Origin of the sequence: Mycobacterium sp., from assembly GCF_965229265.1 — a bacterium.
Classification (GTDB): domain Bacteria; phylum Actinomycetota; class Actinomycetes; order Mycobacteriales; family Mycobacteriaceae; genus Mycobacterium.
In genome coordinates, this window is record NZ_CBDDIY010000013.1 from 934,126 (window position 1) to 953,316 (window position 19,191).

Consider the following 19,191-nt stretch of genomic DNA (forward strand, 5'->3'; position numbering starts at 1 on the left):
TCACGTCGACCGGCCGCCCCGCAACACCCCCAGGCCCCGCATGCCGTGGTAGACCACCAGCGCCGCGATGGAGCCCAGGGCGATGCCGGAGAACGTGAGACTGCCGATGGTCCAGGTGAAGTCGGCGATCCCGATGATCAGCGCGATGGCCGCCGTCATCTGGTTGACCGGTTGGCCGAAGTCGACATGATTGGTCAGCCAGATCCGAACGCCGAGCACCCCGACGAGCCCGTAGAGCACGATGGTGGCCCCGCCGAGCACCCCCGGCGGGATGGCCGAGATCGTCGCTCCGACCTTGGGACACAAGGCCAGCAGGATCGCTGTCAGTCCGGCCACCCAGTACGCGGCGGTGGAGTAGACCCGCGTCGCCGCCATCACACCGATGTTCTCGGCGTAGGTGGTGGTCGCCGAACCGCCACCGAGGCCGGCCAGCACCGTGGCGACACCGTCGGCGGCCAGCGCCCGACCGGTCAGCGGATCGGTGTCGACCCCGGTCATCTGCCCGACGGACTTCACGTGGCCGATGTTCTCGGCCACCAGGGCGATCACCGCGGGCAGGAACATCGGCAGCACCGACCAGGTGAAGGCCGGCGTCTGGAACTGCGGCAGGCCGATCCAGCCGGCCGCGGCGATCGCCGCGGTGTCGACATCCCCTAGCGCCAGCGCGAGCAGATAGCCGACCGTCACGGCCAGGAAGATCGCCAGCCGGCCGATGATGCCGCGGAAGAACGCCAGCGCGGCCACCAGCAGCACCAGCGTGACGATGCCGACCAGCGGGCCCTTCTCGAAGTTCGTCTTGGCCGCCGGTGCCAGGTTGAAGCCGATGAGCGCGACGATGGCGCCCGTGACGACCGGGGGGAGGGCGAGGTCGATCCAGCGGGTCCCGGCCAGCTGGACGGCCAGCCCGATGGCGATCAGCAGCACCCCGACGGCGATCAGCCCACCGAGTGCGCTGCCCGCGCCGTGCGAGGCGACCGCCGCCGTCACCGGCGCGATCACCGAGAAACTCGAACCCAGATAGCTCGGCAGCCGGTTGCCGGTGATCACCAGGAACGCACACGTGCCGATGCCGGAGAACAGCAGCGTCGTGGCGGGCGGAAAGCCGGTGAGCACCGGCACCAGGAACGTGGCGCCGAACATCGCGACCACGTGCTGAGCCCCGATACCCAGGGTCCGCGGCCAGCTCAATCGTTCGTGCGGGGCGACGACGAAGCTCTCGTCGGCGCGGGTCTCGACGGGCGTCCAGCTCAGCGGAATCACGGTTGGAAACTCAACCGCATCACGCGCCGGCGCGCATGCTAGACCGATGAACTGGTCTGCCGCCGCGCCCGGGCTTACCCAGTTCCTCGGCTACCGGCGGTCCTGGCTGCGCGGTGACGTGCTGGCCGGGCTGACCGTGGCGGCCTACCTGGTGCCGCAGGTCATGGCCTACGCGACGATCGCGGGCCTGCCCCCGGTCGTCGGGCTGTGGGGTGCGTTGCTGCCGCTGGCGGTCTACGCGGTACTCGGCACGTCGCGGCAGCTCTCGGCCGGCCCGGAATCGACGACCGCGCTGATGACGGTCACGGCATTGGCCCCGATGGCGGCCGGGGATGCCGGGCGCTACGCGGTCCTGGCGGCCACGCTGGCGGTGCTGGTCGGGATCTTCTGCTTCATCGGCGGGGTGATCCGGTTGGGCTTCCTCGCCGACCTGCTGTCGCGGCCGGTACTGATCGGGTACATGAGCGGGGTCGCGGTGATCATGATCACCAGCCAGCTCGGCAAGCTGACCGGAGCGCCGGTGCGCGGGGACGAGTTCATCGAGCAGGTTCGGTCCCTGGCGGCGTCGGTGGGCGACATGCAACTACCCACGGTGGTGTTCTCCGCCGGCGTGCTGGCCGTGCTGATCGCGCTGGCCACCTGGCTGCCCCGCGCGCCGGGGCCGTTCCTCGCCGTCCTGCTCGCCACCGTCGTCGTCGCGGTCTTCTCGTTGGACGACAAAGGCATTCGGGTGATCGGAGCGGTCCCCGCGGGCCTGCCGCCGCTGGGCCTGACCGCCATCGGTTGGCATGACGTGGGGACCCTGTCGGCCGCCTCGGCCGGCATCGCGATCGTGGCGTTCTCGGACACCATCCTGACGGCCAGGACGTTCGCGGCTCGCCAGCGCGGTTACGTCGATGCCAATGCGGAGTTGCGGGCCTTGGGCGTGTGCAACGTGGGAGCCGGTCTGGCGCACGGATTTCCGGTCAGCTCCAGTGCCAGCCGCACGGCGCTGGCCGATCTGGTGGGCGGGCGCACCCAGCTGTATTCGCTGGTCACCCTCGGCACTGTGTTGGTGGTGCTGGTCGGCGGACATGGTGTGCTGGCGATGTTCCCGACCGCGGCGCTGGGTGCCCTGGTGGTCTTCGCGGCGCTGCGGCTCATCGATGTCGGCGAGTTCCGGCGGCTGGCCCGGTTCCGGCGCAGCGAGCTGATTCTGGCCCTGCTCACCACGGTGGCCGTGCTGCTTCTCGGCGTGCTCTACGGTGTGCTCGCCGCGGTCGGGTTGTCGATCCTGGACCTGTTGCGCCGGGTGGCGCGGCCCCACGACAGCGTGCAGGGTTTCGTGCCCGGGATCGCCGGGATGCACGATATCGAGGACTATCCCGACGCCCGGCTGGAGCCGGGGTTGCTGGTGTACCGCTACGACGCCCCGCTGTTCTTCGCCAACGCCCAGGATTTTCGTGCACGGGCGATGGCGGCCGTGGAGGCCAACCCCGACCCGGTGCGGTGGTTCGTCCTCAACGCCGAGGCGAACGTCGACGTCGACCTGACCGCGCTGGATGCGCTGGACCAGTTGCGGGCAGACCTCAACGGGCGCGGCATCGTCTTCGCGATGGCCCGGGTCAAACAGGATCTGCGCGATCAGCTGCAGGCGGCGGGGTTGCTCGACAAGATCGGCGACGACCACATCTTCATGACCCTGCCCACCGCGGTGCAGGCCTACCGCAGCCGGCGCACGGTGTAGACCGCAGCCCCGATCGCCAACACCCCGGTGCCGGCGAGCACCGTGTGCAGTGGCAGCGCGACCGCCAGAACCACGCATCCGATCAGCCCGAGCACTGGAACGATCCGGCGGCCCGGCCCCAGCGTCCACGCCGACGCGTTGGCGATCGCGTAGTACACCAGCACCGCGAACGACGAAAAGCCGATCGCCCCACGGACATCGGCCATCGCCGCCAGCACCGCGACGACGACGCCGACCACGACCTCGGCCCGGTGCGGCACCGCGAACCGCGGATGTACGACCGCCAGCCCGGCCGGCAGGTGGCGGTCCCGGGCCATCGCCAGCGTCGTCCGTGACACCCCGAGAATGAGCGACAGCAGTGAGCCCAGCGCGGCAACCGCGGCGCCGCCCCGCACCACCGGTTCGAAGCCGCCGGCGCCCGCCGCGCGGACCGCGTCGGCCAATGGTGCTGCCGCGGTGGCCAATCGGTCGGCGCCCAACACGCTCAGCACGGTGACGGCCACCGCGGCGTAGATGAGCAGGGCGATTCCCAGGGCGATGGGGATCGCCCGCGGGATGGTGCGCGCGGGGTCACGCACCTCCTCGCCGAGGGTGGCGATCCGTGCGTAACCGGCGAAGGCAAAGAACAACAACCCGGCCGCCTGCAGCACCCCGGTGACACTGCTGCCGGACAATGCCAGACGCGCCGGATCCGGTTCCCCGGAGGTCGCAAGGATCACCACCACCGCGGCCAGCGCCGCCAGCACGACGCCGACGATGACGCGGGTCAGCAGCGCCGATTTCTGGATCCCGCGGTAGTTCACCGCGGTCAGCAGCACCACCGCGGCGACGGCCACGGCGTGCGCGTAGCGCGGCCACACGTAGAAGCCGACGGTCAACGCCATCGCCGCGCACGAGGCGGTCTTGCCCACCACGAAGCTCCAGCCGGCCAGGTACCCCCAGAACTCGCCGAGCCGCTCGCGGCCATAGACGTAGGTGCCGCCGGATTGCGGGTAGCGTGCGGCCAGCCACGCCGAGGACATCGCGTTGCAGTAGGCCACCACGCCAGCGACCGCCAGACCGACCAACAGCCACGACCCGGCGGCCGCAGCTGCGGGACCGAGCGCCACGAAGATGCCGGCCCCGACCATCGAGCCCAGTCCGATGATCACCGCATCGGAGGTGCCGAGGCGACGCTGCAGGGTACTCACCCGCGGCATGCTAGGGCCTGAACGTGAAATGCGGACCGGCGTGGGTGTGGTTGCCCGCACCCAGGCCGGTCCGGCACGGTCCCCCGACCCTTCGCGTGGCATCCTCACAAGCCAACGACTACGCGTCGCCGTGCCCGATCAGGGTAAGCGAAAATTCTGACGTCGTCGTAAAACTTGTCGGATTTGTGACCTTGGGCGTCAGCGGTTGCGGGCGACGTTGGCGCCCAAATAGGCGCCGTAGACGAGCAGACCGGCCACGGCCAGCTTGCGGGTCTTCGGAGCCACCAGGGCCAGCCCGATCGCCGTCTCGACCCCGCCGTCGATGTAGGTGTGCTGCAGCGTGTTGTCCGGGAACGCCGACTTGGTGACCGACTCGTAGAGCCCGGGGCGCACGAAGTGCGACAGCCCGGTAGCGGCCACGGCCAGGCCGGTCAGCTTGATCAAACGCTCTGCAGACATCGAGATCCTCTCGGGTTCAACTGATGCGGTAGTCGGAGATCGGATACGTCGATGCCTCGCGCACCGCGGCGCGCGTGGTCATCGGGCGTAGCAGGGCCGCCTCACCGCTGGGATTGAAATAGTACGACCGGGCCGCGGCGCAGTTGCCTTGGGTGAACAAGGTATCGCCGAGCAGCTCGGTCATCCGGTCCAGGTAGCGGGCGTTGGCTTCCTCGGTGATCTCGAATGTGGTTGCGCCACGGCACTTTACCTCGCTGAGTAGCCGATCCATGTGCCGCATCTGGTATTCCATCGTGTTGAAGAAGTTCAACCCGAGGAAGGCATACGGGCTCGCCAGGCTCAGGAAGTTGGGGAACTGCGGCACCGCGACGCCTTGGTAGGCCTGGAACCGGGTTTCCCGCCACCACTTCCCGAGGTTGCGGCCGTCGCGCCCGATCACCTCGATGGCCGGGAAGTTCGCCTCCCAGATATCGAATCCGGTTGCCAGCACCAGGGTGTCGATCACGGCCTTGGTGCCGTCGTTGGCCACGATGCCGTCGGCCTCGATGTGGTCGATGCCGCTGGTCTGCAGGTGCACATTCGGTTTGGTGAAGGTGCGGTAGTACTTGTTGGAGAAGGTCGGACGCTTGCAGCCGAAGTCGTAATCCGGGGTGAGCTTGCGGCGCAGCTCCTTGTCGCGGATGGTGGCGAACCGCCACATCTTGGCCAGGTCGGCCGCGGCGATGGTCAGCCGCGGGAAGTGGCGTTGGCGCAGCACGCCCACGTAGACCAGAAGCTCGTAGAACGAGTCGGTGACCGCGCGGACGGCACGCTGGGTGAGTGGCACCCGGGCGAACAGCCGCTTGACCCGGGCCGAGAAGCGGATGTCGACCTTGGGCACTACGTAGATCGCGGTGCGCTGGTAGACGGTGAGCGCGGCGGCGTCCTTGGCCAGCTCGGGGATGAGCTGCACGGCGGTGGCGCCGGTGCCGATGATCCCGACCTTGCGCCCGGCCGCGTTGTAGGCGTCATCCCAGTCAGCGGTGTGAATGACCTTGCCCTCGAAGCTGTGGATGCCCGGGATCTCGGGGGTGAACGGCTGGGACAGGAAGCCCGTGGCGGTGATCAGGTACCGCGACGACAACGTCTCACCGCCGGCCAGGGTGACCTGCCACAGGGCGGCCTCGTCGTCCCACCGGGCGCTTTCCACGGTCGTGCTGAACCGGATGTGACGCCGCACGCCGTACTTGTCGGCGACGTCGTCGGCGTACTGCTTGATCTCGGCCCCAGTGGAGAACAACCGGCTCCAGTTGGGGTTGGGTTCGAAGAAGTACGAGTATGTGGTGGTGGGAACGTCAACGGTCAGCCCGGGGTAGTGGTTGACATACCAGGTGCCGCCCAGATCGTCCTCGCGTTCCAGCAGGACGATGTTGTCGAGTCCCAGGCGTTTGAGCTGGATCGCCGCGCCGATTCCGGCGAAGCCGGCGCCGACGATGATCGCGTCGAAATGCGTCGATGGCATGTGGACCAGACTAACGGCACTTACTCGCCGGTAAGGTGAGCCGGTCGACCCCAGTCCCGGGGACTTACGACTGTGCGTTCAGGGATTCGAGTGTGCGATCACGGTGAAGTGCTCGGCGAATTTCCGCCCACGCCGCACGCTCGACGCCGCTAGCGCACAGTCGATGAGCACGGCTCAGCCCAGCGCGGCCAGCGCGGCGTCGACGGCGAGAGCGGGCACGTCGAGCGCCTTGGACCCCAGGTCGTGACGCGCCCCGGTGACCTCGACGATCTCGACCGGGCCGCCGATGAGCAGGGCCGCCGCCTGCAGCTCGCCGATCGAGCCGAACGGGTCGGCCGTGCCGTGGGTGAACACCGTCGGGACGGTGATCGCGCCGAAGTGCTCGGTGCGCAACCGGTCCGGCTTGCCGGGCGGATGCAACGGATACGAGAACAGGGTCAGCACCTCGACCAGGCCGGGATGCTCGGCAACGACCATCGAGGTTTGCCGGCCGCCATAGGAGTGCCCGCCGGCCAACACCGGGCCGTCGGCCAGCGTGCGGGCCACCGCGATGGCCTCGACGATGCCGTCGCGGTCGCCGGCGGCCGAACCCGACGGCGGACCCTTCGGGCGGCGCCGCCGGTAGGGCAGGTTGTAGCGCACGGCCAGCCACCCGCGGGCGGCCCACTCGTCGCAGATCCGGATCAGCAGCGGGGACTCCCGGCTGCCGCCGGCGCCGTGGGTGAGCACCACCACGCCCGCCGGGGTGCCGGCCGGTTCGTGGGCGATGCCGGCGATGTCGTCGAGGTTCATGCCTGCAGCCGGAACAGCGCCGACACCGGGCCGTGCCCAGCGCCCAGCGGGTAGGCCGCGCGCAGGCATTCGGTGACCCACGCCTTGCCGAAAGCCACCGCCTCGGGCATCGAATAGCCATGGGCCAGTGCGCACGCGGTGGCCGCGCCCAGCGTGTCGCCGGCGCCGTGGTCGTGGCCGGTGTCCACCCGCGGCGCGTCGAACTCATGGAAGTCGGTGCCGTCGTAGAGCAGGTCGGGACTGTGCGAGGACCCCCGCAGGTGTCCGCCCTTCACCAGCGCCCACTGCGGACCGAGCGCGTGCAGGGCCTTGGCGGCGTCGCGCTGGGATTCGGAATCGACCACCTCTATCCCGACGAGCAGCCGCACCTCGTCGAGGTTCGGGGTGACCAGGCTGGCCAGCGGGAACAGCTCGGTGCGCAGGGTGTCCAGCGCCGAGGGATGCAGCAGCGGATCGCCGTGCATGGACGCACATACCGGATCGACGACGAACGGGGTGGTCCCGGCCAGGCCGAGATCGCGCCAGGTGCCCGCGACCGCCTCGATGATCTGCGAGGACGCCAGCATGCCGGTCTTGGCGGCCTGCACGCCGATGTCGGTCACCACCGCCTCGATCTGACCGGTGATCACCGCGGGCGGAATCTCATGAAAACCCTTGACGCCCAGGGAGTTCTGCACGGTCACCGCGGTGACGGCGACCAGCGAATGCATGCCGAGCAGCGCGAAGGTGCGCATGTCGGCCTGGATACCCGCACCGCCGCCGGAGTCGGAGCCGGCGATGGTCAGGACTCGCAGCGGGGTCTGGCCCGGCGGGGTCAGCGGCAGGAACTTCACGCTCACGAGTTTTCCAGAGGGATGTAGACCCGGTTGCCGTGCGCGGCGAACTCCTCCGATTTGCCGGCCATCGCCTCGCGAATGTCCTGCGTGATGCGCATGGAGCAGAACTTCGGCCCGCACATCGAGCAGAAGTGCGCCGTCTTGGCCGGTTCGGCCGGCAGCGTCTCGTCGTGGAACTCCCGCGCGGTGTCCGGGTCCAGCGACAGGGCGAACTGGTCATGCCAGCGGAACTCGAACCTGGCCCGCGACAGCGCGTCGTCGCGCTCCTGGGCGCGGGGATGGCCCTTGGCCAGGTCGGCGGCGTGCGCGGCGATCTTGTAGGCGATCACGCCGTCTTTGACGTCCTTGCGGTTGGGCAGGCCGAGGTGCTCTTTGGGGGTGACGTAGCACAGCATCGCCGTGCCGGCCTGGGCGATGATCGCCGCGCCGATTGCCGAGGTGATGTGGTCATAGCCGGGCGCGATGTCGGTGGCCAGCGGACCCAGGGTGTAGAACGGGGCCTCCTCGCACAACTGCTCCTCGAGGCGGACGTTCTCGACGATCTTGTGCATCGGCACGTGACCGGGGCCCTCGATCATCACTTGCACACCAGCGGCTTTCGCGACCTTGGTCAGCTCGCCGAGGGTGGCCAACTCGGCGAACTGTGCCGCGTCGTTAGCGTCGGCGATCGACCCGGGGCGCAGCCCGTCGCCGAGGGAGAAGGTGACGTCGTAGCGGGCCAGGATCTCGCAGAGCTCTTCGAAGTTGGTGTACAGGAAGGATTCTCGGTGATGTGCCAGGCACCAGGCGGCCATGATGGACCCACCGCGGCTGACGATTCCGGTGACCCGTTTGACGGTCAGCGGGATGTGGCGCAGCAGCACCCCGGCGTGCACCGTCATGTAGTCGACACCCTGCTCGCACTGTTCGATCACGGTGTCGCGGTAGATCTCCCAGCTCATCCGGGTGGGATCGCCGTTGACCTTCTCCAGCGCCTGATACATCGGCACGGTGCCGACCGGGACGGGCGAGTTGCGCAGGATCCACTCCCGGGTGGCATGGATGTCGGCGCCGGTGGACAGGTCCATGATGGTGTCGGCACCCCACCGGATGGCCCACACCATCTTGTCGACCTCCTCGGCGATCGAGGAGGTGACCGCCGAATTGCCGATGTTGGCATTGACTTTCACCGCGAAGGCCTTGCCGATGATCATCGGCTCGCTCTCCGGATGGTGGTGATTGGCCGGGATGACGGCGCGGCCGCGGGCCACCTCGTCGCGGACCAACTCGGCGGGCAGCCCCTCGCGGGCGGCGACGAACGCCATCTCGGCGGTGATCTCCCCGGCGCGGGCCCGCTGCAGCTGGGTGCCGCGGCCACGGACCACACCGGGCCGCGCGGGCAGGCCGGCGTGCAGGTCGATCACCGCGGCGGAGTCGGTGTACGGGCCTGAGGTGTCGTAGAGGTCGAGGTGTTCACCGCCGGCCAGGCTGACCCGGCGAAGCGGCACGCGGGCGCCGCCGTCGAGTTCGCGGTAGGCCTTCGCGCTGCCGGCGATCGGGCCGGTGGTGACGGTGGGGTCGACAAAAAGATCGGTCATCTTCACTCCCTACGCCGGCATTACCCGGACAGGTTCTACGGTCGACGGCCCTTAGCCGTCCTCTCAGCGCACTGTCGGGTGCGCTCCCGTGTGGGTTGGTGGTGCGGGGCTAACAGTAGCCCACGAAGCAGCGGGCGGCCGAGCCACGAGTTTCACGTTTCGCGGCGGTCCACTCGATCTTTCGCTGCAGAAGGTGAAAGTCGCCGGTCCCAGCGGTCCGTCGTTGTCGGTGCCCGGTGACACGCTCCGGCCATGGCCAAGCGGGATGTGTTCATCGGACGTGAGGCGTTGACGGATCGTCGGCTCACCAGGAGTGAACTGGCCCGTTGGTACCAGCCGCTATTCCGAGGTGTGTACATGCCCAAGGACTCGGCCGTCACGCTGTGGGATCGGGCGAAGGCGGCGTGGTTGGCGACGGGCCGCCAGGCCGTGGTCACCGGTGTGGCGGCAGCTGGCCTCTACGGTGCGAACTGGGTCGATGCGCACACCACTGTCGAACTGATATCACCGCGGCACGCGCGGCCTCAGCCAGGCCTAGTGGTCCGGCAGGAGGCGATCGCACCGGATGAGGTGACCAACGTTGCGGGCATCCCCGTTGTCGTGCGTGCCCGAGCGGCATTCGATCTCGGCAGGCATCTGGGGCGAGGTGAATCGATCGCGCGGTTGGACGCCTTGATGCGCAACCAGGTGTTCTCAGTCGACGATGTGTTGCTCCTGGCCAAGCGGTATCCCGGAGCGCGCGGACTGAATCGGCTGACCGATGTGCTGCCCCTCGTGGACGGCGGAGCGGCCTCGCCGCAGGAGACCCGGCTGCGGCTGTTGTACATCGATGCGGGTCTGCCGCGCCCCGAGACCCAGGTGCCGGTTTTCGACGGCTGGCGGGCGGTGCGGATTCTCGACCTGGGGTGGGAGCGCTTCCGGGTCGGTTCGGAGTACGACGGCGATGTGCACCGCACCGACCGCCGCTCCTATGTGAAGGACGTGCGGCTGCGCCCGGTCATGGACAGCCTTGGTTGGGCGGTCGATCACGTCATCAAGGAGGACCGCGACGACGAGATCGTCGACCGTACGCGGCGAAATCTCCTGTTGCGCGGCTGGAAGCCCTGAGCAGAGCGGGCCTGAAGTCGATTTCACGTTTTGCACGGGTGCACTCGGTCTTTCGCGGCGAAAGGTGAAAATCGGCGGGATTGGCCCAAGGTGATTTGTATAGCTAACATATGCGTTATTGCGCCGACCGGTGCCCGTTGCTACGCGCTTGACGATTGCTTACGAAACGAGATTCGCCCGTGACGACCGAGCTTGACCCTGCCCTGGCCGAAACAGACAATCGGCGGCGCCGGATGGACCACGACCACCCGCACTACAAGTGGGTCGTGCTGTCCAACACCACGCTGGGCACGTTGCTCGCCACGATCAACGCCTCGATCGTCCTGATCTCGCTGCCGGCCATCTTCCGCGGCATCGGCCTGAACCCGCTAGCGCCCGGCAATGTCAGCTACCTGCTGTGGATGCTGATGGGATATCTGGTGGTCAGCGCGGTGTTGGTGGTCCCGTTCGGCCGGCTCGGGGACATGTACGGTCGGGTGCGGATCTACAACGTCGGCTTCGTCGTGTTCACCCTGGCGGCTGTCGCGCTGTCGTTCGATCCGTTCCATCTCGATGCCGGAGCCATCTGGCTCATCGCCTGGCGGGTGATCCAGGGCGTCGGCGGCGCCATGCTGATGACGTCGTCGTCGGCCATCCTCACCGACGCGTTCCCGGCCACCCAGCGCGGCATGGCGCTGGGCGTCAACATGGTCGCCGCGGTCGCCGGTTCGTTCCTGGGCCTGCTGATCGGTGGGGTGCTCTCGGAGATCCACTGGCAGGCGATCTTCTGGGTCGGCGTACCGATCGGAATCATCGGCACCATCTGGAGCGTGCGTTCGCTGCGGGAACTCGGTGTCCGCAACCCCGGCCGGATGGACTGGGCCGGCACCATCACCTTCGGCGTGGGCCTGACGGTCCTGCTGATCGGGATCACCTACGGCATCCAGCCCTACCGAGACGCCACGACCGGCTGGACCAACCCGCTGGTAATCGGTGCGATCGTCGGTGGACTGCTGTTGTTGGTGGTGTTCTGCTTCATCGAGTTGCGGGTGGCCCAACCGATGGTCGACATCCGACTGTTCCGGTCGACGTCGTTCGGGATGGGCAACCTCGCCGGGCTGATGTCCTCGGTGGGCCGGGGCGGCCTGCAATTCATGCTGATCATCTGGCTGCAGGGCATCTGGCTGCCGCTGCACGGCTACAGCTTCGAATCCACCCCGCTGTGGGCGGGCATCTACATGCTTCCGATGACGTTCGGCTTCCTCGCCGCCGCCCCGATCGCCGGTTCGTTCGCCGACCGGTTCGGAGCCCGGCCGTTCACGGTGGGCGGCATGGTGCTGATGGCCGTCACGTTCGTGGCACTGGTGATGATCCCGGTCAACTTCAACTACTGGATCTTCGCAGTGCTGGTGTTCCTCAACGGACTCGGCGGCGGCATCTTCACCGCGCCCAACACGGCCGCGATCATGTCCAGCGTCCCCGCCGCCCAGCGCGGCGCGGCATCGGGCGTGCGCGCGACGTTCTTCAACGCCGGTTCATCGCTGTCGATCGGGATCTTCTTCTCGCTGATGATCGTCGGCCTGGCCGGCACCTTGCCCGATGCGATGAGCCGCGGCCTCATCGAGCAGGGGGTCTCGCCGTCGGTGGCCCATGATGTCGCCAACCTCCCCCCGGTCGGCAGCCTGTTCGCGGCGTTCCTGGGTTATAACCCGATCGCCGAACTGCTGGCTCCCTACGACGCCCTGCACCAGCCGGGTGTCAACGCCGAGGTGCTGACCGGCAAGACGTTCTTCCCGCACCTGATCACCGAGCCGTTCCATGCCGGCCTCGTGGTGGTGTTCGGCGCCGCCGCGGCGATGATGGTGATCGGTGCGATCGCGTCGCTGTTCAACCCGGGCCGTTACGCGACCGAGTTCCTCACCCCTGCCGCGACGCCCGCGACGGTGCGCGCGGACTAGCAACCGGTGGCGCGGCGCCCTCGGCAACCCACCGGTGCAGCCGCCCGGCGGTGCGCCACATCGCCGCCTGCATTTCGTCGGTGCCCACCTCGGCCTGGGCGGACGCGGTGAGACGATCGGAGATTCCCGCCAGCGTGGCGGCCGCCACACGGGCGGTGCGGTCGCGGGATGCCCGCATGCTCTGCGACATGACCTCACGGAACTCGATGAGATCGCCGATCGCCCGGGACGCCGTCGCCGGTGGCTGCCGGCGGTAGAACTCGATCAGCGCGTCGATACACGTTATCGTCTGGTGCGCAGTACTTTTCGGGATCAGGACGTCGACGGTCGAACTCATCAACTCACCCACTTCGTGGAAGGGTCGGCCGGTGCGACATCAGCCCAGCACACGCGGCTTGCCTGCCCACGGCGGGAAGGCTGCCCGAGCGGAAATCTCGTGCGAACGCAGGGTGACGCCGCCTCACCAGTCTGAGCGGCCGACCAGAATGAGATCGTGCAGCGCGAATGCCGGCACGGCGAGCGCCTCGGTGAGACGAGCCGCATAAGCCCGGGCGATCCGTGGGCCGTCACGGCGTTCGTCGAAGTCGCCAGTCAGATCGACCGCAATCCGGCACCCGAGCGTGTCACCGGCCGCGACGACCTCGACGCCGAGCACCCCGGGCGGCAGCGGCAATTCGGCGGTGGCGGCACGCACCTGCTCGACGGTGGCCGACCAATCGACATAGACCGATACAAAAGACCCCACCCCGACCATGGTCCGTCCGCGCGCCGGCGGCCGCCACTCGAATTACCCAGTGTTTACCTGCCGTCCACTGGGACGCCTATTTGGCCCGGAACGTCGACTGCAGCAAGGCGGGTTCGATGCGCTCAGGCGCGCTTCCCGTGGTGGCGTAGGTGTACACCGCGGTGCGGAAGATCGCGCCGAGTGCGGTGAACACGACGGTGACCGCCAACACGTAGAGGACGGCGATCGAGACCACGATCACCGGTAGCGGCCCTCCGGCCAGACCGGGGGCGGCGGCCAGCGGGACGAGGGCGACAAGCGGCAGCAAGAACAGGAACGTGATGAGGCCGAGTCCGGCTGAACCGCCCAATGATTCGCCCCAGGTCCGGCGCAGGATCGACGACGACCGTTTGACCGCCCGCACCGGTCCCACGCCTTCGGCGACGACCACCGGAATCGCGAAGTACGTCGCGACGCCCCACAGCCCTGCCGCGATGCTGCCGACCAGTTCCCCGATGAAGCCGAGCTTGTCGGTGAGGAAGGTGTTGAGTACCCGCAGGATTACCCCGATGGTGGCTGCGACCAGCGACCAACCGAGGATCTGTGGCATCCGCTTGCCCGCGGCGGCGAACCCTGAACCGATGGTCGGCGACTGCCCGGCGAAGCTTTGCATGGTGCACCCGACGAGAGCGGCATTGCAGAAGACGATGACGAAGGTGCACAGGAAATACCACACGAACAAGGCGGCGTAGCCCAAGGTTTGCATCGTGGTGTCCGACAGCTCCATGCCGAAGCCGGCCAGGGCACCCAGGCCGGTCGGGATGACCAGGATGGCGGTCACACCGATCAGTGCGATGCCGGAGAACACCGGAAACACGGCGAGTTTCGGGTGTTCTCTGAGTACACCCCAGCTCGCCTTGGCCATCTGCCAACCGCGTCGCAAGGACTCAAACATGGTGCTCCTCGTTATAGTTCGCCGGGCGCCGACGCCTGGTGACCACGATGAGCCCGACAGCGACCAACGCCAGCACGGCCGCCCCGACCGCGACCACGACCAGCGTCGTACTGTGCCGGCCGATCCAGGAGTCGGGCTGCTGGGACGCGGCCAGCTTGACGTTGTAGCCCGGCAGCGGATCTTGGGCTGGCGGACTGACACCGGGCATCAGCTGGGTCTCGTTGACCACGAACAACGCCTCGCCCTTGGGAGTCTTCGACCACTCGCCCCAGGCTGGAATCTCCTGGTCGAGAAGGACTTTCGTGGTGTTGTTGACGGCGGGGTCCTTGCCCAGGTCGGTCAGCGTCTTGACGCGGAAGGGTTCGGAGGCGCCGCGGTCGAACTTCACCTGCACCAGGGCGTTCTTGATGGCGTTCAGATGGGGCGGCTTCTGGGGCGGGGCCTGCCCGGCAGCCGGCTGGAAGCCACCCCCGGAGAAGCTACCCACCGAGACGTTGGTCGGCGGTCCTGATGCCGGCTTGGTCGCCGCGGTGAAGCTGTAGACCCCGGATTGGGGAACGTCGATGACGGCCCGCTGCAGCGGGGGAACCATGAAGGTCTGCGGCCCGCTGCCATAGTCGTAGATGACCTGCAGGGGATCGCGGTAGGGGTTGGTAAAGATCGGTCGGTAGTACCGGTCATAGGACAGCCAACCGGAGTTCCACAGCGCGACAGGGCTGCTCAATGTCATGGCCGTGCCCAGCGTCGAGGTCGACACTGTCGAGGTCAGTGACTCCTGGTAGGAGCTGATCTCCTGCGACGAGCTTGACGTACTGACCTCCGTCGCCGACGACGACGAGGCGGTGGTGATATCCGCGTCGGGCGCGTCCAGCGCCGTCGGGATCTCCATGCTGGCTTCCTCGGGGGATTGCTGCATGCCCCCGCCGCCGGGTTCTTGCATGCCCCCGCCGGGTTCCTGGGCGCCGCCGGGTTCTTGCATGCCCCCGCCGCCGGGTTCCTGGGCGCCGCCGGGTTCTTGCATGCCCCCGCCGCCGGGTTCCTGCATGCCCCCGCCGGGTTCTTCCATGCCCCCGCCGCCGGGTTCCTGCATGCCCCCGGCGGGTTCTTGCATGCCCCCGCCGGGTTCCTGAACGCCGCCGGGCTCTTCCATTCCGCCGCCGGCGGGCTCTTGCATGCCCCCGCCGGGTTCTTCCATTCCGCCCCCGCCGGGCTCTTCCATTCCGCCGCCGGCGGGTTCTTGCATGCCGCCGCCGGCGGGCTCGTCCATCCCCCCGCCGCCGCTGTCGCCGCCGCCGTCGTAGCTACTGCCGCCCCCGTCGTCGTCGTAGGGATCGGCTGCGCTGACCGGAACGCCAGCGAACAATGACGCCAGTGACACCGTGACTGCGGCGGCGAAACCGACCGGTCTGCGCCACTTTGTTGTGTGTTCGGTGCGCACTGATTACCTCCCCGGAGTGACAGACCTCGACGGCCCTGACTCAGAATCAAATCACCTGGCAGGCAAATATGGAAGATTTGCTGCTTTAGCACTGTGTTGTTCACGCCACACCCCAAAACCTCTCTCGAGTGAGAGACCGGACGGCTGCGGCACGGGAATCGGGACAACCCGCGGGGCGCGTCCGGAGGTTTGCTACCGCGGCAGGAGCCGGTGCAGGGATGGTGAGTCTGGCAAACAGCCTCCGAATGCAGCATCGCCCGCGGTAGTTTCACTGACCGTGCCCGCGTTGACGAACCGCCAGATCCTGCTGCGCCGCCGCCCCGCGGGGTTGGTGCAACCCACCGACACCGAGCTGGTCAGCACCGCCGCGCCAGAGCTTGCCGAGGGGGAAGCGCTGTTGCGCACCACCTACGTCGGCCTGGACGCCGCAGCGCGGACCTGGCTCGACGACCAGCCCAGCTACCTGCCACCGGTGCAGCTCGGCGAGGTGATCCGCGCGGCCGGTATTGGCGAGGTCGTCGAATCCCGTTGCGACGCATTCAAAATCGGCGACATCGTCACCACCCTGACGGGTTTCCAGGATTATGCGGTGATTCGCGACGACGTGTTCAGCACGCCCATCCCCGGCGAGACCGATCAGCTGGCGATCATGAGTGTGTATGGCCCGACCGGCGCCACCGCCTACTTCGGGATGACCGACATCGGCCGGCCCCAGGCCGGGCAGACGGTGGTGGTATCGGCGGCCGCGGGGGCCACCGGGTCGGTGGCCGGGCAGATCGCCAAGATCGCCGGCGCGCGGGTGGTGGGAATCGCCGGCGGGCCGCAGAAGTGCCGGGCGGTGGTGGAGGACTTCGGGTTCGACGCCTGCATCGACTACAAGAACGACGACGTGGCCGCGGCGCTCAAGAAGCACTGCCCCAAGGGCGTCGACGTCTACTTCGACAATGTCGGCGGCCCGATCCTCAACGCGGTACTCGGGCGGCTGGCCCCCAAAGCGCGAGTGGTGCTCTGCGGCGTCATCTCGAGTTACCTCAGCGGCGACCACCCCGGCCCGGCCAACTATGTGAACCTGCTGGCCAAGTCCGCCTCGATGCAGGGATTCAATGCGCTGGACATGTGGGGACGCTTCGACGAGGCCTTCGCCGACCTGCGCCGCTGGGAGGCCGAGGGCAAGCTGGTGCACCGCCAGACCGTCTTCGAGGGCCTCGAATCATGCGTTGATGCCCTCAACGGGCTGTTCACCGGGGCCAACATCGGCAAGATGCTGGTGAAGGTCAGCGAACCGACGACCTGAGGTTCAGCGGCGCAGATCCACGACCACCGGGGCGTGGTCGCTGGGCGCGGGATCGCCCTTCTTACCCGGACGGCGTTCGTCCTTGACGATCTCGGCGTGGGTGACCCGCTCGGCCAGCCCCGGTGAGCCGAGGATGAAGTCGATCCGCATGCCGCGACGTTTCTGGAACGCCAGCTGGGTGTAGTCCCAGTAGGTGTACACCCCGGGTCCGGGAGTGAACGGTCGCACCACGTCGGCGTACCGCGTCTCAATTGCGTTGAACGCCTTGCGTTCGGGCTCCGAGACGTGGGTGGCGCCGTCGAACGCCGCGATGTCCCAGACGTCCTCGTCGGTGGGTGCGATGTTCCAGTCGCCGACCAGGGCGATCGGCGCCTGCGGATCTTCCTGCAGCCACGACTCGGCGGTACCGTGAAGGGCGGCAAGCCATTCCAGCTTGTACTGGTAGTGCGGGTCGGCCAGCGTGCGACCGTTGGGTACGTACAGGCTCCACACCCGGACCCCTGCGCAGGTGGCGGCCAGCGCACGGGCCTCCGCCTTGGCGTCGACCCCGTCCTTGCTCCACGACGGCTGGCCCGGAAACCCGACCTCGACGTCGTCGAGCCCGACCCGGGAGGCGATCGCCACCCCGTTCCACTGGCTGAATCCGCAGTGCACCACCTCGTAGCCGGCCTCCAGGAACGGCATGGTCGGGAACTGGTCGTCGGAGCACTTGGTCTCCTGCATGGCCAGCACGTCGACATCCCCGCGCCGCAGCCAGTCGACGACCCGGTCCACCCGGGCGCGAATCGAATTCACGTTCCAGGTGGCCAGGCGCAATACGTCGTCGGACATGGGCTACACCCTACGTGCGACCAATGACAGGGCATCCACGTAGCGGTGGTGGTGGTGGAGGCGGAACCCGAGCCCGTGGTACAGCGCGACCGCGCCGGTATTGGCGGTCAGCACCTGCACGTAGGAACGGGTCGCGCCGTGCAGCGCGCCCCAGCCGAGCAGGGCCTGGCACAGCAGCCGGGCGTGGCCGCGCCTGCGCTGTTCGGGGGCGACGTGCACCGCCGAGATTCCCAGCCAGCGCGTGCCGTCCGGGGCGGTGGTCACCGCGCCGCGGCCGACCGCGGCGTCGCCCATCGAGGCGAACACCACGACGCCGTCCACGACGGCCGTCAGCACCTCCACCGGCACCTCACGCCGGTACGAGGTCAGCCACGCCGCGTCGGGCCGATCGCGCAGCGTCACCGCCGGGCCCGGCTCGACGGCGGGCAGGTCGATGACCATCACCCGGGTGTGCTTGACGCCGTCGGCCCTTACCGGCAGCAGCCGCTCCGGCAGGGCCAGCCACGGCGGTAACCCGCGTCGCTTGTACCAGTCGACAACCCCGTCGAGACCGGCGACGGTGGCCGAGAAGTCCAGGGGGACAGCAGAGTTGGCGCGGCTGGTGTAGCCGCCGCCGGCGCGCAGCAGCCAGCCGTCATGCCAGCCCTGCTCGGTACCCGGCCAGGCCAGCGCGGCGGCGTGCTCCAGCGCCCGGATTTCGGCGGCCCGCACCGGGACGTCGCTGAGTTCGCGCACCGCCACGATGTCCGCCGGCGCGATCTCGACGTGTTGCCCGGATTTGGTCCGCAGCACGACCAGGTGTTCGGCGGCCTGGACGTGTCCGATCACGTCGGTCATCGGGGGCGCGCTGCCGTCGGGCAGGCGGTAGCGGATGCTCACCCGGGCGCCGACGGGCGGCATACGGTCCATCGGGTCAGTGACCGAACGGGTCGGGCACCTCGCCCGGCATCCATGACAGGCCGGGCACACCCCAGCCGTTCTTCTTGGCGGCCTTCTTCGCGGCCCGCGCGTGCCGGCCGATGAGCTTGTCGACGTAGAGGAACCCGTCGAGGTGACCGGTCTCGTGCTGCAGCATCCGGGCGAACAGGTCGTGTCCCTCCAGGGTGACCGGGTTGCCGTCGGCGTCCAGGCCGGTGACCCGGGCCCACTTGGCCCGGCCGCAGGGGAACGACTCGCCCGGCACCGACAGGCAGCCTTCGTCGTCGTTGTCCGGGTCGGGCATCGTCTCGGGGATTTCCGAGGTCTCCAGAACCGGGTTGATCACCACACCGCGGTGCCGCGTCGTCTTGCCGCGCTCGTCGGCGCAGTCGTAGACGAACAGGCGCAGCCCCACGCCGATCTGGTTGGCCGCCAGCCCGACTCCGTTGGCGGCGTCCATCGTGTCGTACATGTCTTTGATCAGATCGGCCAGATCCGCGGGCAGCGAACCGTCGGTTCCCACCGGCACGGGGCTCGTCGGGTTGTGCAGAACGGGATCACCCAGAATCACAATTGGTCTGACTGCCATGATCGGCAAGCTTAAGTCAGCCGACGCGCGGGCTCGGCTGCCGTCCCAACCGACTCC

At 68.3% G+C, this 19,191-nt stretch carries 18 protein-coding genes and 1 riboswitch; of the genes, 4 read left to right on the top strand and 14 right to left on the bottom strand.

The window, feature by feature from the left end; translation table 11 throughout:
• The gene (locus ADBZ9K_RS26390) at window positions 1-1,260 is read right to left on the bottom strand and encodes a uracil-xanthine permease family protein (RefSeq protein ID WP_526625239.1); all 1,260 of its coding nucleotides are present in this window, start codon (window positions 1,258-1,260) and stop codon (window positions 1-3) included.
• 46 nt (window positions 1,261-1,306) lie between these two features.
• Here ADBZ9K_RS26390 and sulP point away from each other — a divergent pair, with 46 nt between their 5' ends.
• Window positions 1,307-2,986 (top strand): sulfate permease, encoded by a 1,680-nt coding sequence (gene sulP / locus ADBZ9K_RS26395; protein ID WP_526625241.1) that lies wholly within the window; start codon window positions 1,307-1,309, stop codon window positions 2,984-2,986.
• Here the strand turns inward: sulP and ADBZ9K_RS26400 are convergent.
• The 6 genes from ADBZ9K_RS26400 to thiC form a co-directional block, all read right to left on the bottom strand.
• On the bottom strand, window positions 2,962-4,185 hold the full coding sequence (locus ADBZ9K_RS26400) for an amino acid permease (RefSeq protein WP_526625242.1): 1,224 nt from the start codon (window positions 4,183-4,185) through the stop codon (window positions 2,962-2,964). The two genes, sulP and ADBZ9K_RS26400, sit on opposite strands and share 25 nt — an antisense overlap.
• Window positions 4,186-4,374: 189 nt before the next feature.
• A complete protein-coding gene (locus tag ADBZ9K_RS26405; protein WP_526625244.1) occupies window positions 4,375-4,635 on the bottom strand; it encodes a DoxX-related protein in 261 nt (86 codons plus the stop codon).
• Between the two features lie 16 nt (window positions 4,636-4,651).
• Complete coding sequence (locus ADBZ9K_RS26410; protein ID WP_526625246.1) at window positions 4,652-6,136, bottom strand: flavin-containing monooxygenase; 1,485 nt, start codon at window positions 6,134-6,136, stop codon at window positions 4,652-4,654.
• Window positions 6,137-6,310: 174 nt separating this feature from the next.
• Window positions 6,311-6,928, bottom strand: coding sequence for an alpha/beta hydrolase family protein (locus ADBZ9K_RS26415; protein ID WP_526625248.1), 618 nt, complete (start codon window positions 6,926-6,928; stop codon window positions 6,311-6,313).
• Complete coding sequence (gene thiD / locus ADBZ9K_RS26420; protein WP_526625647.1) at window positions 6,925-7,761, bottom strand: bifunctional hydroxymethylpyrimidine kinase/phosphomethylpyrimidine kinase; 837 nt, start codon at window positions 7,759-7,761, stop codon at window positions 6,925-6,927. Before thiD ends, ADBZ9K_RS26415 begins: the two co-directional genes overlap by 4 nt.
• A gap of 2 nt (window positions 7,762-7,763) precedes the next feature.
• Complete coding sequence (gene thiC / locus ADBZ9K_RS26425) at window positions 7,764-9,341, bottom strand: phosphomethylpyrimidine synthase ThiC (RefSeq protein WP_526625250.1); 1,578 nt, start codon at window positions 9,339-9,341, stop codon at window positions 7,764-7,766.
• A riboswitch (TPP riboswitch) is annotated at window positions 9,331-9,441 on the bottom strand. (Overlaps the previous gene by 11 nt.)
• 152 nt (window positions 9,442-9,593) lie before the next feature.
• Between thiC and ADBZ9K_RS26430 the strand changes: the two genes are divergently transcribed.
• Window positions 9,594-10,448: a hypothetical protein gene (locus ADBZ9K_RS26430; RefSeq protein ID WP_526625251.1), complete on the top strand. Its 855-nt coding sequence runs from the start codon at window positions 9,594-9,596 to the stop codon at window positions 10,446-10,448.
• A 233-nt stretch (window positions 10,449-10,681) separates the two neighbouring features.
• On the top strand, window positions 10,682-12,385 hold the full coding sequence (locus ADBZ9K_RS26435) for an MFS transporter (RefSeq protein WP_526625648.1): 1,704 nt from the start codon (window positions 10,682-10,684) through the stop codon (window positions 12,383-12,385).
• On the opposite strand, the gene ADBZ9K_RS26440 is transcribed toward ADBZ9K_RS26435, so the two are convergent.
• The 4 genes from ADBZ9K_RS26440 to ADBZ9K_RS26455 all read right to left on the bottom strand — a co-directional run bounded on the left by ADBZ9K_RS26440 (window position 12,345) and on the right by ADBZ9K_RS26455 (window position 15,502).
• Entirely contained in the window at window positions 12,345-12,722 is a 378-nt protein-coding gene (locus ADBZ9K_RS26440; protein ID WP_526625252.1) for a hypothetical protein, read from the bottom strand. The genes ADBZ9K_RS26435 and ADBZ9K_RS26440 overlap by 41 nt on opposite strands.
• A gap of 123 nt (window positions 12,723-12,845) precedes the next feature.
• Entirely contained in the window at window positions 12,846-13,130 is a 285-nt protein-coding gene (locus ADBZ9K_RS26445) for a hypothetical protein (protein ID WP_526625254.1), read from the bottom strand.
• 76 nt (window positions 13,131-13,206) lie between these two features.
• On the bottom strand, window positions 13,207-14,064 hold the full coding sequence (locus ADBZ9K_RS26450; RefSeq protein WP_526625255.1) for a DUF6159 family protein: 858 nt from the start codon (window positions 14,062-14,064) through the stop codon (window positions 13,207-13,209).
• Complete coding sequence (locus tag ADBZ9K_RS26455; protein WP_526625257.1) at window positions 14,057-15,502, bottom strand: hypothetical protein; 1,446 nt, start codon at window positions 15,500-15,502, stop codon at window positions 14,057-14,059. Before ADBZ9K_RS26455 ends, ADBZ9K_RS26450 begins: the two co-directional genes overlap by 8 nt.
• Before the next feature lie 277 nt (window positions 15,503-15,779).
• Between ADBZ9K_RS26455 and ADBZ9K_RS26460 the strand changes: the two genes are divergently transcribed.
• Window positions 15,780-16,796 carry an NADP-dependent oxidoreductase gene (locus ADBZ9K_RS26460; RefSeq protein ID WP_526625258.1) on the top strand — a complete coding sequence of 339 codons (1,017 nt, stop codon included), beginning with the start codon at window positions 15,780-15,782 and terminating at the stop codon, window positions 16,794-16,796.
• 3 nt (window positions 16,797-16,799) lie between these two features.
• On the opposite strand, the gene ADBZ9K_RS26465 is transcribed toward ADBZ9K_RS26460, so the two are convergent.
• From ADBZ9K_RS26465 to ADBZ9K_RS26475, 3 genes are read right to left on the bottom strand one after another with little or no spacing between them, the layout of a single operon-like run.
• Entirely contained in the window at window positions 16,800-17,612 is an 813-nt protein-coding gene (locus tag ADBZ9K_RS26465) for an exodeoxyribonuclease III (protein ID WP_526625649.1), read from the bottom strand.
• A gap of 18 nt (window positions 17,613-17,630) precedes the next feature.
• The gene (locus ADBZ9K_RS26470; RefSeq protein WP_526625259.1) at window positions 17,631-18,536 is read right to left on the bottom strand and encodes an N-acetylglutamate synthase, CG3035 family; all 906 of its coding nucleotides are present in this window, start codon (window positions 18,534-18,536) and stop codon (window positions 17,631-17,633) included.
• Window positions 18,537-18,540: 4 nt separating this feature from the next.
• Complete coding sequence (locus ADBZ9K_RS26475) at window positions 18,541-19,134, bottom strand: peptide deformylase (protein WP_526625260.1); 594 nt, start codon at window positions 19,132-19,134, stop codon at window positions 18,541-18,543.
• Window positions 19,135-19,191: the final 57 nt, after the last annotated feature.